Origin of the sequence: Nocardia sp. NPDC049526, assembly GCF_044465765.1 — a bacterium.
Classification (GTDB): Bacteria; Actinomycetota; Actinomycetes; order Mycobacteriales; family Mycobacteriaceae; genus Nocardia.
In genome coordinates this window covers 416,686-429,422 of sequence record NZ_JBITMA010000007.1, presented here as the reverse complement: position 1 = coordinate 429,422, position 12,737 = coordinate 416,686, and the positions used below count along the sequence as shown (strand labels likewise).

The following is a 12,737-nucleotide window of genomic DNA, read 5'->3' as shown; positions in this document are numbered from 1 at the left end:
TCACCCCCCGTATCGGGTCGAGCACCTGGATCCTACCGATGTATCTGTTCGCACGGCCCGGACGCAACATGTTCGTTGCGGTGGGCGAAGACGTTGTCGGTGGCACTCGTTAGGCTCGGCCCCATGCGCATTGGAGCACACGTCCGGCTCGACAGCGATCCGATCGGCTTCGGTGAAAAACTCGGCGCCGATGTCATCCAACTGTTCGTCGTCGACCCGCAGAGTTGGGACAAACCGACCCCGCATCCGCGGACCGAGGAGATCCTCGCAAGTCCGATCGATGTGGTGGTGCACTCGTCCTATCAGATCAATGTGGCAAGCCTGAACAATCGCCTGCGCATGCCGTCACGCAATGCGGTCGCACAGCAGGCCAAGGCCGCCGCCGATATCGGCGCGTTCGGTCTGGTGGTGCACGGCGGACATGTCCGCTCCGACGGCGAACTCGAGACCGGAATCGATAACTGGCGCAAGCTGTTCGAGCGTCAGCAGGACAAGGGCGGCTTCGCGGTGCCGATCCTGATCGAGAACACCGCGGGCGGCAACCACGCCATGGCCCGGCATTTCGATTCGATTGCCCGGCTCTGGGACGCGGTCGGCGATTTCGGCGCGGGCTTCTGCCTGGACACCTGCCACGCCTGGGCCGGCGGTGAGGATCTGGTCGGTGTCGTCGAGCGGATCAAGGCCATCACCGGCCGCATCGACCTGGTGCACCTGAACTCCTCCCGCGACGAATTCAATTCGGGCGCGGACCGTCATGCCAACTTCGCGGACGGGACGATCGATCCGGAGTTGCTCGCCGAGGTGTGCCGGACGGCGGATGCCCCGGTGGTTCTGGAAACGCCCGGCGAGGGGGTTGCCGAGGATCTGGCGTACCTCCGGGAGCACGTCGGCTGATCGCCCCGCCTTCCGAGGTGAGGCATGGGGGCCGAGGGTACGTCAGCAGACCCGACCGAACAGCTCACCGAGGGTCGTCGAATGGTGGCGCGAAACGCCACCGACAACCGCCATTTGATCACCTCGACAACAGCCCGATCACCACCCCCATCGAGGGCAGTCATATGGCGGCTCTGCGACATGCACTGCGCCGCCATATGACTCCGCTCGGCGGGGCGTAGGTTGGGATCACGGCGACGAAAACCCTGGTTGGGGTGCGGGTTTCGGTGATGTGCTCAGGGACGCATCAACCGATTCAACCCAGCGAAGGTGATCTCATGACGGTCGACTACGCCCAGACAACCGCCACCGTGACCAAAATCGGCGCTCGCATCGGCGCCCAGGTCGACAATGTCCGGCTCGGCGGCGATGTGGACGCGGCAACCGTCGCGGTGATCCGGCGCGCGCTGCTCGAGCACAAGGTCATCTTCTTCCGCGGCCAGGACCATTTGACCGAGGACGGGCAGTACGAGTTCGCGCAACTGCTCGGCACCCCGACCACCCCGCATCCGACGGTCACCTCGCACGGCGTCAAGAGCTTGGCCATCGACTCGGAGTACGGCCGGGCCAATAGCTGGCACACCGACGTCACCTTCGTCGACCGGATCCCGAAGGCCTCCATCCTGCGCGCGGTCACCCTGCCGACCTACGGCGGCTCCACCACCTGGGCCTCCACCGCCGCCGCCTACGATTCGCTGCCGGAGCCGCTCAAGCGTCTGGCCGAGAGTCTGCGGGCCGTGCACACCAACCTCTACGACTACGCCGCCACCGATGCCGACCGGAGCAACCCGAATACCGACGCCTACCGCGCCGAGTTCCAGTCCGACTACTACGAGACCGAGCATCCGGTGGTGCGGGTGCACCCGGAGACCGGTGAGCGCGCCCTGCTGGTCGGGCACTTCGTCAAGCGTTTCGTCGGGGTCTCCACCAGCGAGTCCCAGGCCCTGTTCCGCCTGTTCCAGGACCGGGTGACCCGGCTGGAGAACACCACCCGCTGGAACTGGCAGCCCGGTGACGTCGCCATTTGGGATAACCGCGCCACCCAGCACTACGCCGTCGACGACTACGACAACCAGCCGCGCAAGCTGACCCGGATCACCCTCGCCGGCGATATTCCGGTCGGTGTCGACGGTCTCGAGAGCACCTCGCACCACGGCAATGCCGAGCACTACTCGATCATCGAGGAAGTTTCCCCGCTCGAAGTGTGACGACGATCGCATGGCTGCCGCAGTACCGCCGATTGTGCTGCGGCAGTTGAGGGGCCGTGCGGCTGCTTTACCTGCATTCACCGAAGTACGAGGTCGGGCCGTTGCCGGGCGGCACGATAGTACAGACTGATGCCCATGAGTATCAGCCCGCTGGACGGGGTTCGCGTCCTGGAACTCGGCAATTACATCGCCGCGCCGACCGCTGGTCGGATCCTCGGCGATTTCGGTGCCGAGGTGATCAAAGTAGAGCGGCCGAAGGCCGGGGACGAGCTACGCAACTGGCGACTCTACGGCGGCGATACCTCGATGCTGTACCGCACCATCAACCGGAACAAGAAGTCGATCACGCTGGACCTGCGCACCAAGGCGGGTCGGGGCATCGTCCTGGATCTGCTCCGGCACTGCGATGTGCTGCTGGAGAATTTCCGGCCGGGCATGCTCGAGAAGTGGGGGCTCGGTCCGGAGGTGCTGAACGAAGTCAATCCGGATCTGGTGATCACCCGGATTTCCGCTTACGGACAGACCGGGCCGCTGGCCGCGCGGCCAGGTTTCGCCGCGGTCGCCGAGGCGGTGGGCGGGCTGCGCGAACTCGTCGGGGATCCGGATCGGCCGCCGGTACGGGTCGGTGTTTCCATCGGTGATTCGATCGCGGGGATCTACGCGGCGTTCGGCACGGTGATGGCGCTGTTCCAGCGGCAACGCACCAACGAGTCGATACCGCTGGGGGAACGTGTCATCGATGTGGCGCTGAACGAGGCGATCCTGTCGGTGATGGAATCGCTGGTGCCCGACTATCTTGCGTACGGCATCAATCGCGAGCGCGTCGGCGGGCGGATGGAGGGCATCGCGCCGAGTAATGCCTACCCGACCAGTGACGGCGCGAGCATCATTATCGGTGGCAATGGAGACGCCATCTTCCAGCGCTATATGGAGGTGATCGGCCGTCCCGATCTGGCTGCCGATCCGGAACTGCAGGACAATGCCGGACGCTGGCGCAATCGCGAACGGCTCGACGCGTCCATTGCCGAATGGACCGTGCGGCACACTCGCGACGAGGCGCTGAAACTGTTGGAGGCGGCGGCCATTCCGTGCGGCCCCATCTACACCGCCGCCGATATCGTCGACGACGAGCAATACAAGGCGCGCAATATGATTCAGCCGTTCCCGGTGGATGTCGGTGCGCCGCAACCGAAGACGGTCGGCTTTCCCGGCATCGTGCCGGTGATCGGTGGAAAGTCCCTGCCGATCCGCAATGTCGGACCGGACCTGGGTGAGCACACGCGAGAGGTGCTGTCGGAACTGCTCGGAATGAGCGATGCCGATATCGCCGGATTGGAGGCGTGATGCGCGCCGGTATCGATGGAGTGGAGGCGGTATGACGCGACGGGTATACGGCAGGCGTCGACCGCCGGGGCGCAGTGCGCGCGAAGTGAGTGCGCCCGGACACGCGCGTCCGACGGTGCATCCCACCCCGGCCACGAATGAAAAGCCCTGCGGTGGGGTGATGTGCGTGCCGCCGCATGTGCGTCAGGCGCCGCCGCCCCGGGATGCCCGGGAGGAGGAGTGATGCTGCGCGATGTGACATTGCGCGATGGGCTGCAGTTGACCGGAAAGGTGCTGCCGGTCGAGCGCAAGGTGGATATCGTGCGCCAGCTGCTCGCCGTGGGCGTGCCCGCACTGGAGATCGGGTCGATGGCACGTCCCGATCTGGTGCCGCCGATGGCCAACACCATGGATCTCATTGCCGCGTTGAGTCCCGAAGAGTTGCAACGCTGTTGGGTCTGGGTGGCCACGCCGCGCCATGTGGAGAAGGCCGCCGCCGCGGGCGTGCGCAACTTCCAGTACTGCTTCTCCGCGTCGGACGCACACAACAAGGCCAATATCGGCCGCAGCACCGAGGACAGTGTCGCCGCCATGCCGGATGCCGTTCGGTTGGCGCGGGAGGCGGGCGGCGAAATCCAGCTCTGCCTCGCCACCAGTTTCACCTGCCCCTTCGACGGCCCCGTGGATCCAGAGCGAGTTCTGGCCATTGCCAACGACCCGCGCACCGAGGGCGCTTCCGACATAGTCGTCGCCGACACCCTGGGCCAGGCCCACCCGACCCAGGTATCGGAGCTGATCTCGGCGGTGCGCGACCGAACCCCGCACCGCCGCATCGTCTTCCACGGTCACGACACCTGGGGCATGGGCGTCGCCAACACCCTCGCGGCCCTGCAAGCCGGAGCAACCATGGTCGACGGCTCCCTCGGCGGCCTCGGCGGCTGCCCCTTCGCCCCCGGCGCCAGCGGCAACACCTCGACCGAAGACATCCTCTTCGCCACCCGCCCCACCTGGTTCACCCCACCGGTCCTGGCCACCCTGGTAACCCTCACCGAATCCCTACTCACCGACCTGAACGAACCCAACCGCTCCCGCACCGCCGAAGGCACCCGCTCCAAAGCCACCGCCTTCGAATGGGTCACCTACACCCCCTGACCGCCGCACAAACAGGCGTACCTCGCAAAAGCTGTAGGCCCTGCGAGGTCACCCATGCTTATGCCACATGCTCAGTCCTGGCAGACGGAGTTGAGGATTTGGGAGCGGTGGCCGGTGCCTTTTTGGATGGCGTTGTAATCGGCTTCATCGCGGGTGCTGCCTCGGCCGGAGGTGTACCAGGATGTGCCTTCGGATTTGGTTTCCGGGTCGTATTCGGTCGACTGGACGATCGCGGCGCATTCGCCGCTCTCGATCCAGACCTTCCAGTCGCAGTCGCCGCCGGTGGTGTAGGGACCGGCAGAGCCGGTGCCGGGGTGTTGCACCGCGGGAGCGGCTTCGTTGCAGGAGTTGATGGCGGCATCGCGGGCTTCGCCGGGCGACGGATAGTTCCAGGCCCGTCCGGTGGAACCGGTCGACGTCGACAGCGCGAGGGCGGCGTACTGCGTACTGTCCGCCGACGCCGAAACCTGCGGAACGGTGATAGCGGTGGCGACCGCAGCGGCGATGACGCCGCCTCGAACGAGCAGCGTGGTGGACCGTGCAACGAAGAAAGGCATGGCCAACAGGGTTCCGTGCTGATCTTGTAGAAATCTGAAGAAACGCAGAAAGTTTGGCGTGCGCCGATCAGGGAGCGATTGCGGCCTAGGTGAATTGGTAGTGCGTGAAATCGCGGACGGGTTCGAAGCCGATGGTTCGGTAGATGTGGTTCGCGGTGCGGTTGGCGATGTCGGCGAAGAGGCAGACGTTCAGGTTTTGCCAGTGCAGGGTGCGGGATACGTGGGCGGTGAGGATGCCGGCGTAGCCGTGGCCGCGGTGGACGGGTGGGGTGTAGACGGGACCGATTCGGGACCAGCCGAAGACCGGGACCTGGTGTGCGGCAAGGGAGACGGGCCTACCGTCGAGCTCCCACAGCCACCACCGGCCGGTCGCGATGCGGTTCCGGATGGCGATGGCGGTCAGGCTCGGCGGCGGCATACCGGATTCGCGGCGCATGGCTTCGGCCCACTCGACGCACAACCCGATATCGGAATCGGTTGCGCGGCGGGCTGATCCGGCGACAGTCGGAAAGTTCAAGTCCGCGAGCCGGTAGAGGCGGGTCGAGTACGCCTCCCGATAGCCGACACCATGCCGCTCGCCCCAGCGCTCGGCGAATTCGGTGGCATCGTCGGTCGCGCCCTCGACCCCACCCGCATCCGCAGCGACCTCGGCCATCGCATCGGCAACGGGCACAACACTTCCCGCAGGCAGCTCACCGAGATACACGCCGCGTCCGGCCGCGCGCATGGCTACGCCGATCACCATCGCGTCGTCGTCGTGGACGGACAGGAACCGCGAGCAGTCGGCATCGACTTGCATACCGGTCAGGTGGTTGGCGATCCCGGTGGTGATCACCGTGTGCCGCAACGGATCACGCAGCAGAAACGGCTCGGTCAGCGACCGGAACCGTGCGGCATCGGCGGTGATCTCGATCCTCATACCGAATTACGCTAGAGCCCGAAAGCCCTGCGCGCTCGCGTTTTTCCGCGCCGCCGCGGCATGGTTCAGCTGGTTCGATCCGCGCGTAGCTTCAACAGCACCAGACCAGCTGTGCACGCCAGAATCAGTCCGGCGACGGTGATTTCGACGTGCAGTCCGGCGATGCCGAGCACGGCTCCGACGATGCCGCCGATGAAAATCAGCCAGGCCGTTATCCGCGACAAAATCGTGGACAGCGTGCGCACCGGCGGGTTCGACACGACTTGCTGCGAAGCTTCCGGGGCGGCCGATTCGTCGGCCGCGGCGGAGGCTCGCAACGGAGTTGTCGAGTAAGCTCCCATCATCAACTCCTCGATGACGCCGATCAGAGTATTGCCGTCGCCCGATTTACACCGCGCGTCTCTCATCTAGGTACTGGCGTCTCACGCGTAACTTTGATCACACACGCTACGGCCCCGGAACGTGGTTCGACCACGACACGTGTCCGCGACACGCCGAAGAGACCAATTCGATATCTGAATCACCACTGTTTAATTCGCGCTGGCGGCGTGCGTGCCCAGTGTGTGCTCGTCTGGCCGGGTCGACCGGCCTCGATTATTGTGAGTCCACTCGAACGGACGAGGAGTGTCACCGATGGAGAGCAGCAGGGCCAAGATCGCCGGTCCGGTGATCGCCGCGGGCGCGGTCTCGCTCGGACTCGTTCTCATCGGCGCCTGCGGACTCGGCAAGCACGACACCTACGTCGCTCCCCCGCCGATCAAATCCGCCAATGACGACGCCGTCCCCGCCGTGCGTTACGGCACGAGCACCTCTGCGGCGCCGAAGGTGTTCATCCCGCCGTCGCCGAGCTGGCAGGTCGCGCGCCCGGGACCGCCGCGCAAGTCGGTCGATTTCACCGTTCCGCCGTCGGCCTTGCCGGAATCCACGACCCGAGGGTCACAGACCTCCGCCCCGACAGCCGCGCCGTCGCCCGCCTTCAGCACCGAGATCGAGCTGCCGCCGGCCACCCAGCCGCGTCCTACCGTCGACCCGACCTTCGAAGAGCCGCCGACGACACGCCGCGTGCCGACGGCCACCTCGCCGGGGCTGAGCGACGACGAATAGCGAAACGGCGGCACGTACTTCGTACGCGCCGCCGTTGGGAACTACCGGACCCTACAGCTCCGGCAGGTCGTAATCGCCGACCTGCGCACTGAGCACCCGCAGATGCTCCAGCCCACCTCCGAGCGTGCGCTCGATCGCGGTGAGCCGGGCGACGTAGTGACTCACCGGGTATTCCGCGGTGACACCGATGCCGCCGTGCATCTGAATCGCCTCCTGGCCGATATGCCGAGCCGAGCGTCCGACCTGCAGCCGCGCCCGAGACGCCACCACCGGATCGTCGGCACCATCGGCCAGCGACGCGTTCGCGTAGAGGCTCATGCTGCGCGCCAGTTCCAGCGAGACGTACATATTCGCCGCCCGCTGGGTCAGCGTCTGGAACTTCGACAGCGTGACGCCGAACTGCTTGCGCGTCTTCAGATAATCCGTCGTCAGCCGCAGCGCCTCTTCCATCGCACCGATGGACTCCGCGCACAGCGCGGCCTGCGCGTGCCCGATCGTGATCTGCACCGCCTCGGCGGCGTCGATATTGTCACCGAGCAATTCACCTGGAACCTTGTCGAATTCGATCTGCGCGCCGCGCTGACCGTCGAGCGTCCGGTACGACTTGCGTTGCACCCCGGCTGCATCCACCAGGAACAGCCCGATACCGCCCGTCGGCAGCACCGCGCTGACCACCAGCTCATCGGCGCTGTCACCGTGCGGAACCGGATTCTTGAGACCTGTCAGCACCCACGAATCCCCCTGCTGCACAGCGGTGGTCGCGAGGTCGGTGGACGGCCAGCGCACACCGGGCTCGGCATGCGCGAACGCCAGCAGCTTGGTGCCGCCGGTCACCTCGGGCAGAATCCGCTGCCGCTGTTCGGCACTGCCGACCCGCGCGACCAGACCGCCCGGCACCAGCACCGCATCCAGCAGCGGTTCGGGCGCCAGCCGGCGCCCGATCTCCTCGAGCACGACCATGGTCTCCACCGGACCGGCGCCGACGCCGCCGTCCTCCTCGGTGAAGCTCAGGCCGAGCACGCCGAGTTCGGCCAGCTGGTTCCAGACATCGCGGCTCCAGCCGAGTTCGGTGTCGGTGACCTTCAGGCGGGTCTCGGGATCGTAGTTGCGGGCGAGCAGGTCGCGAACCGTGTCGCGCAGCATGGCCTGTTCATCGGTGAGTTCGAAATCCATGGCGGCGCCTCACAATCCGAGGATCGTGGAGGCGATGATGGTGCGCTGCACCTCGCTGGAGCCTCCGTAGATGGTGGTCTTGCGGTAGTTCAGATAGCCGGGGCCGCTGCGCTGTGCCCAACCGGGCGAGGCGATATCGGCGGCGTCGACCGGGAGTGCATCCTGGCCCGCGATATCGAGCAGCAGCTCGGTCGCGGCCTGCTGCAGTTCGGAACCGCGCAGCTTGAGCACCGACGAGGCCGGATTCGGCTTACCGTCCGAGGAGTTCGAGACCACGCGCAACTGGGTCAGCTCCAGTGCGAGCAGTTCGTTCTCCAGTTCGGCGATGCGCGCGGCGAAGACCGGATCCTCGAGCAGGGTGCCCGAACCCGACTTGGTCTGGCGCGCGTAATCCTTGGCGACACCGAGCTTGACCTTGGTACGCCCGACACCGGTGATGCCGGTGCGCTCGTTGCCGAGCAGGAATTTGGCGTAGGTCCAGCCCTGGTTCTCCTCGCCGACCAGCTGATCGGCGGGCACCCGCACATTCTCGAAGAAGACCTCGTTGACCTCGTAGCCGCCGTCGATGAGCTTGATCGGGCGGATGGTGACGCCGGGAGACTTCACATCGAACAGCAGGAAGGAGATGCCCGCCTGCTTCTTCGGTGCGTTCGGATCGGTGCGGACCAGGCAGAAGATCCAGTCCGCGTACTGACCGAGCGTGGTCCAGATCTTCTGGCCGTTGACGATGTAGGAGTCACCGTCACGCACCGCGGTGGTGCGCAGCGAGGCCAGATCGGATCCGGCGTCGGGCTCGGAGAAGCCCTGGCACCACCAGATATCCAGCGCGGCCGTCGGCGGCAGGAAGCGCTCCTTGATCTCCTGCGAGCCGAATTGCGCGATCACCGGGCCCACCATCTGGGCATTGAACGTCAGCGGCTCGGGCACCGAAGCCAGCTGCATTTCGTCCTGCCAGATGTGGCGCTGAATCGGCGTCCAGTCCTTGCCGCCCCACGCGACCGGCCAGTTGGGCACGGCCAGACCGTGGTCGTTGAGGATCTTGTTCGAAGTGACGATGTCCTCGCGGGACAGTTCGTGGCCGTATTTGACGCGGTCACGGATGTCGGAGGGAATCTCGGTCCGGTAGAAGTTCCGCAGCTCGTCGCGGAAGCCCACCTCGTCGGGCGTCAGACTTAGTTTCATACACATCTCCCGGTGTGTCTCGTACGTCCGCGTCAAACCTACCCCCCGGTAATCTCTCACTGTCGAGTGGGTCACAAGGGCAGATCGGGTATGTGTCGCGCGTCGGCCCTCAGCGGCCTGCGCGGTTGGTTGTGAGTCCCTGGGCGACGTAAGCGACGAACTGGTACGTTGCTGCACGTGGGGCCGGGCTATCCCGGGTGTTCGGTATCGAGGAGAACGAGTGAACGGCAGATCCATCGCACGCGCCGCCGCGGCAGTGACCTCTTTCGGCATCGGTGCGGTCCTCGCCCTAACCGGTACGGCGGTCGCCGAGCCATCCACCGTCGATACCGGACTCGCACAGCTCACCACCGATGCCGGATCCGATCCGGCCGCACAGGCGGGCGTCGGCGCGCTCACCCAGTTCACGAAGATGGTGGATATCGCCGAGCTGCGCAATGTCTCGGCCGCGTTCACCCCGTTCGCCTATGCCGCGCCGACCTTCGGCTGCGGCAGCATCGGCCCGGTCACCACGATCATCGCGGCGGCCTCCACCGACGGCTCCAACCCCAATGGCGCCGCGGACCCGCTGCCCGGCAGCCTGCGGTTCAGCGCGACGCCCGCGCATTCGGGCGCACCGCTGTCCTCCGGGCTCGTCGTGGCCTGGCTGAACGTCAATACCGGCGCGAGCGGCCTCACCACGCTCGACGACCGGACCGAATACAACATGCCGACGCTGTCGAAGACCGTGACCAGCGGTCCTGGCACGGTCATCGCCTCGATGTGGGGCATGATCGACTACCCGTTCGCACACTGCGTGATGACGCCGACGGTCGGGATGTTCTTCGTTCCGAATCTTCCCGTGCCGGCGCCGGCGCCCGAGAGCGCCGCACCGGCACCGGCACAGCCTGCCTCGACTCAGGAGCCGGTGGCACCGGCCGCCCCGAACCACGCGGACTCGGTATCGCGGGACGAAATCACGCACCAGAACAACTGAGCGCTCGCGTCACCTTGCCGAAGAACGCTCGGATATCGGCGACGTGCATATCCGGCAGTTCCATCGGCACGAAGTGGTTTCCGGTATTGCCCTCGGGCCAGTGCGCAATGGTGTTGTCGCGCTCGGCGAGTCGCAGCATGAGTGCGGAACCGCCCGCGTAGACGCCCGTCGGTACCGCCTTTTGTCCGGTAGGCCAGACGAATCCGCCGTCGCCGAGTCCGTTGTACATCGGCCAAGACGACGTCCCTGCCGTGTTGGTGAACCAGTACAGGCTGATATTGGTCAGCAGATGATCGCGGTCCATGACGTCCTCGGCCAGTTCGGCCAGCGGGGTGAATTCGTCGAATTTCTGCATCAGCCAGGCGAGCAGGCCCACCGGCGAATCGGTCCAGGCATGCGCGAAAGTCTGTGGCGCGGCGCGCAATAGCACGTGGTGGTTCACGCCGCCGGACATCCAGCCCTGCATCTGGTCCCATTCCGCGCGTTCCTCCGGCGTCATGGTCGGCACGTCGGCCTCGGTCGGCATGCCGATACCGCCATCGATATGCACACCGACCACACGATCCGGTGCGATACGGGCGATTTCCGGTGCCACATAGGCCCCGAGATCGCCGCCCTGGGTGCCGTAGCGCTGGTAGCCGAGCCGGTCCATCAGCTCGACCCACATCTCGGCCACCCGACGCACCGTCATCCCGGTCTCCTTCGGCCCTTCGGAGAATGCGAAACCGGGCACCGACGGGACCACGACATGGAATGCCTGCGCCGGATCGAGTCCGTGGGCGCGCGGATCGGTCAACAGGCCAATGGTTTTGGTGAATTCGACGAACGAATTGGGCCAGCCGTGGGTCAGGATCAGCGGCAGCGCATCCGGTTCGGGTGAACGCACATGCAGGAAATGCACGTCCAGGCCGCCGATTTCGGTGGTGAACTGCGGGAACTCGTTCAATGCCGCCTCCTGGACCCGCCAGTCGAATCCGGTGCGCCAGTACTCGGCCAGTTCCCGCAGATAGTCGACCGGGACACCGCGCTCCCAGCCCTTGCCCGGCAGTTGCGCCGACCAGCGGGTGCGGGCCAGCCGGTCGATCAGATCGTCGATATCGGCCTGCGGAATGTCGATGCGGAAGGGGCGAATCTCGTTCATCGGGTGACTCCTAGCTCTTGGGTTCATCAACTACGTTAGGAGCCAAGTAGGACAATCTAGGTCCTAGTTATCTGGAATCCTGAAATCATGAACGACACCCCCGCGCGCCTGCTGCGCTTGCTCTCCCTGTTGCAGACACCACGGGAATGGCCGGGCAGCGAACTCGCCGATCGACTCGGCGTCACCGACCGCACCGTGCGCCGCGATATCGACCGGCTGCGCGAACTGGGCTATCCGGTCGAGGCGACGATGGGCGCGACGGGCGGTTACCGGCTCATCGCCGGTACCGCGATGCCGCCGCTCCTGGTCGACGACGAAGAGGCGGTCGCCATCGCGGTGGGGCTGCGTGCCGCCGCCGGATCGGCCATCGTCGGTATAGAGGAGGCCTCGGTCCGCGCGCTCGCCAAGCTGGAACAGGTGTTGCCCGCCAAACTGCGCCGCAGGGTGCGGGTACTCGGCACCGCCCTGGTGCCGCACACCGACGATGCCCCGACCGTCGATCCCGAGGTGCTGACCGCGCTGGCCGCGGCCGTAACCAATAGGGAGCGGGTACGTTTCGCGTATCGGGGCGAATCCGGTGCCGAAACCCGTCGCCATATCGAACCGGTCGGGCTGGTGCCGTCACGGCGTCGCTGGTACCTCGTCGGCCACGATATGGACCGCGACGACTGGCGCATCTTCCGAGTCGATCGCATCGACCGACCGCAGCCCACCGGAGCCCGCTACAGCCGGCGAGCACTGCCCGCCGCGGATCCGGCCGCCTATGTGGCAGGTCGCCGAACCGATTGGGGCACGCCGTCCTTCCGCGTCCGCGTGAGCATCCAGGCCCCGATCGGCCGGGTCGCGGGCCGTCTCGGCGACTCCCCCGGAGATATCGCACCCATCGACGACGACTCGTGCCGACTGGAGGCTACCCGCGACGACGACCCGACCTGGTTGGCATACCGCCTGATCGAACTCGGCGCGGACTTCCGAGTCCACGAGCCGCCCGTCCTGGTGGAGCGGTTGCGCACGATCGCGTCCCGCATAACCGACGCCGTCACTTGATGACCGACGAAGCGATGTGCAC

Annotated in this window: 14 protein-coding genes; 8 read left to right on the top strand and 6 right to left on the bottom strand. The window is 66.1% G+C overall.

The genetic code is table 11. The annotated features are described in order from the left end of the window. Positions 1 to 123: 123 nt before the first annotated feature. The 5 genes from ACIBW7_RS24010 (at position 124) to ACIBW7_RS23990 (ending at position 4,616) form a co-directional block, all read left to right on the top strand. On the top strand, positions 124 to 894 hold the full coding sequence (locus tag ACIBW7_RS24010; RefSeq protein ID WP_040695028.1) for a deoxyribonuclease IV: 771 nt from the start codon (positions 124 to 126) through the stop codon (positions 892 to 894). 317 nt (positions 895 to 1,211) lie between these two features. After that, positions 1,212 to 2,141, top strand: a complete 930-nt coding sequence (locus ACIBW7_RS24005; protein WP_397049770.1) for a TauD/TfdA dioxygenase family protein — start codon at positions 1,212 to 1,214, stop codon at positions 2,139 to 2,141. 135 nt (positions 2,142 to 2,276) lie between these two features. After that, the gene (locus tag ACIBW7_RS24000) at positions 2,277 to 3,485 is read left to right on the top strand and encodes a CaiB/BaiF CoA transferase family protein (RefSeq protein ID WP_397049768.1); all 1,209 of its coding nucleotides are present in this window, start codon (positions 2,277 to 2,279) and stop codon (positions 3,483 to 3,485) included. A 31-nt stretch (positions 3,486 to 3,516) separates the two neighbouring features. Next, entirely contained in the window at positions 3,517 to 3,708 is a 192-nt protein-coding gene (locus tag ACIBW7_RS23995; protein WP_397049766.1) for a hypothetical protein, read from the top strand. Continuing rightward, complete coding sequence (locus ACIBW7_RS23990; protein WP_397049764.1) at positions 3,708 to 4,616, top strand: hydroxymethylglutaryl-CoA lyase; 909 nt, start codon at positions 3,708 to 3,710, stop codon at positions 4,614 to 4,616. The genes ACIBW7_RS23995 and ACIBW7_RS23990 overlap by 1 nt, the downstream gene beginning before the upstream one ends. A 71-nt stretch (positions 4,617 to 4,687) precedes the next feature. Here the strand turns inward: ACIBW7_RS23990 and ACIBW7_RS23985 are convergent, their stop codons facing one another. The 3 genes from ACIBW7_RS23985 to ACIBW7_RS23975 all read right to left on the bottom strand — a co-directional run bounded on the left by ACIBW7_RS23985 (position 4,688) and on the right by ACIBW7_RS23975 (position 6,499). Continuing rightward, positions 4,688 to 5,173, bottom strand: a complete 486-nt coding sequence (locus ACIBW7_RS23985) for a DUF4189 domain-containing protein (protein ID WP_397049762.1) — start codon at positions 5,171 to 5,173, stop codon at positions 4,688 to 4,690. Positions 5,174 to 5,258: 85 nt separating this feature from the next. Beyond that, entirely contained in the window at positions 5,259 to 6,092 is an 834-nt protein-coding gene (locus tag ACIBW7_RS23980) for a GNAT family N-acetyltransferase (RefSeq protein ID WP_397049760.1), read from the bottom strand. A gap of 65 nt (positions 6,093 to 6,157) precedes the next feature. Next, complete coding sequence (locus ACIBW7_RS23975; RefSeq protein ID WP_397049758.1) at positions 6,158 to 6,499, bottom strand: hypothetical protein; 342 nt, start codon at positions 6,497 to 6,499, stop codon at positions 6,158 to 6,160. Positions 6,500 to 6,725: 226 nt separating this feature from the next. Between ACIBW7_RS23975 and ACIBW7_RS23970 the strand changes: the two genes are divergently transcribed. Further along, the gene (locus tag ACIBW7_RS23970; protein ID WP_397049756.1) at positions 6,726 to 7,196 is read left to right on the top strand and encodes a hypothetical protein; all 471 of its coding nucleotides are present in this window, start codon (positions 6,726 to 6,728) and stop codon (positions 7,194 to 7,196) included. A gap of 51 nt (positions 7,197 to 7,247) precedes the next feature. On the opposite strand, the gene ACIBW7_RS23965 is transcribed toward ACIBW7_RS23970, so the two are convergent. After that, positions 7,248 to 8,369, bottom strand: a complete 1,122-nt coding sequence (locus ACIBW7_RS23965; protein WP_397049754.1) for an acyl-CoA dehydrogenase family protein — start codon at positions 8,367 to 8,369, stop codon at positions 7,248 to 7,250. A 9-nt stretch (positions 8,370 to 8,378) separates the two neighbouring features. Further along, complete coding sequence (locus tag ACIBW7_RS23960) at positions 8,379 to 9,551, bottom strand: acyl-CoA dehydrogenase family protein (RefSeq protein WP_397049752.1); 1,173 nt, start codon at positions 9,549 to 9,551, stop codon at positions 8,379 to 8,381. Between the two features lie 220 nt (positions 9,552 to 9,771). On the opposite strand from ACIBW7_RS23960, the gene ACIBW7_RS23955 reads away from it, so the two are divergent. Further along, complete coding sequence (locus ACIBW7_RS23955) at positions 9,772 to 10,527, top strand: hypothetical protein (RefSeq protein WP_397049750.1); 756 nt, start codon at positions 9,772 to 9,774, stop codon at positions 10,525 to 10,527. Here ACIBW7_RS23955 and ACIBW7_RS23950 read toward each other — a convergent pair. Beyond that, positions 10,508 to 11,668 (bottom strand): epoxide hydrolase family protein, encoded by a 1,161-nt coding sequence (locus tag ACIBW7_RS23950; RefSeq protein WP_397049748.1) that lies wholly within the window; start codon positions 11,666 to 11,668, stop codon positions 10,508 to 10,510. The genes ACIBW7_RS23955 and ACIBW7_RS23950 overlap by 20 nt on opposite strands. An 87-nt stretch (positions 11,669 to 11,755) precedes the next feature. Here ACIBW7_RS23950 and ACIBW7_RS23945 point away from each other — a divergent pair, with 87 nt between their 5' ends. Next, entirely contained in the window at positions 11,756 to 12,715 is a 960-nt protein-coding gene (locus ACIBW7_RS23945) for a helix-turn-helix transcriptional regulator (RefSeq protein WP_397049746.1), read from the top strand. Positions 12,716 to 12,737 lie beyond the last annotated feature (22 nt).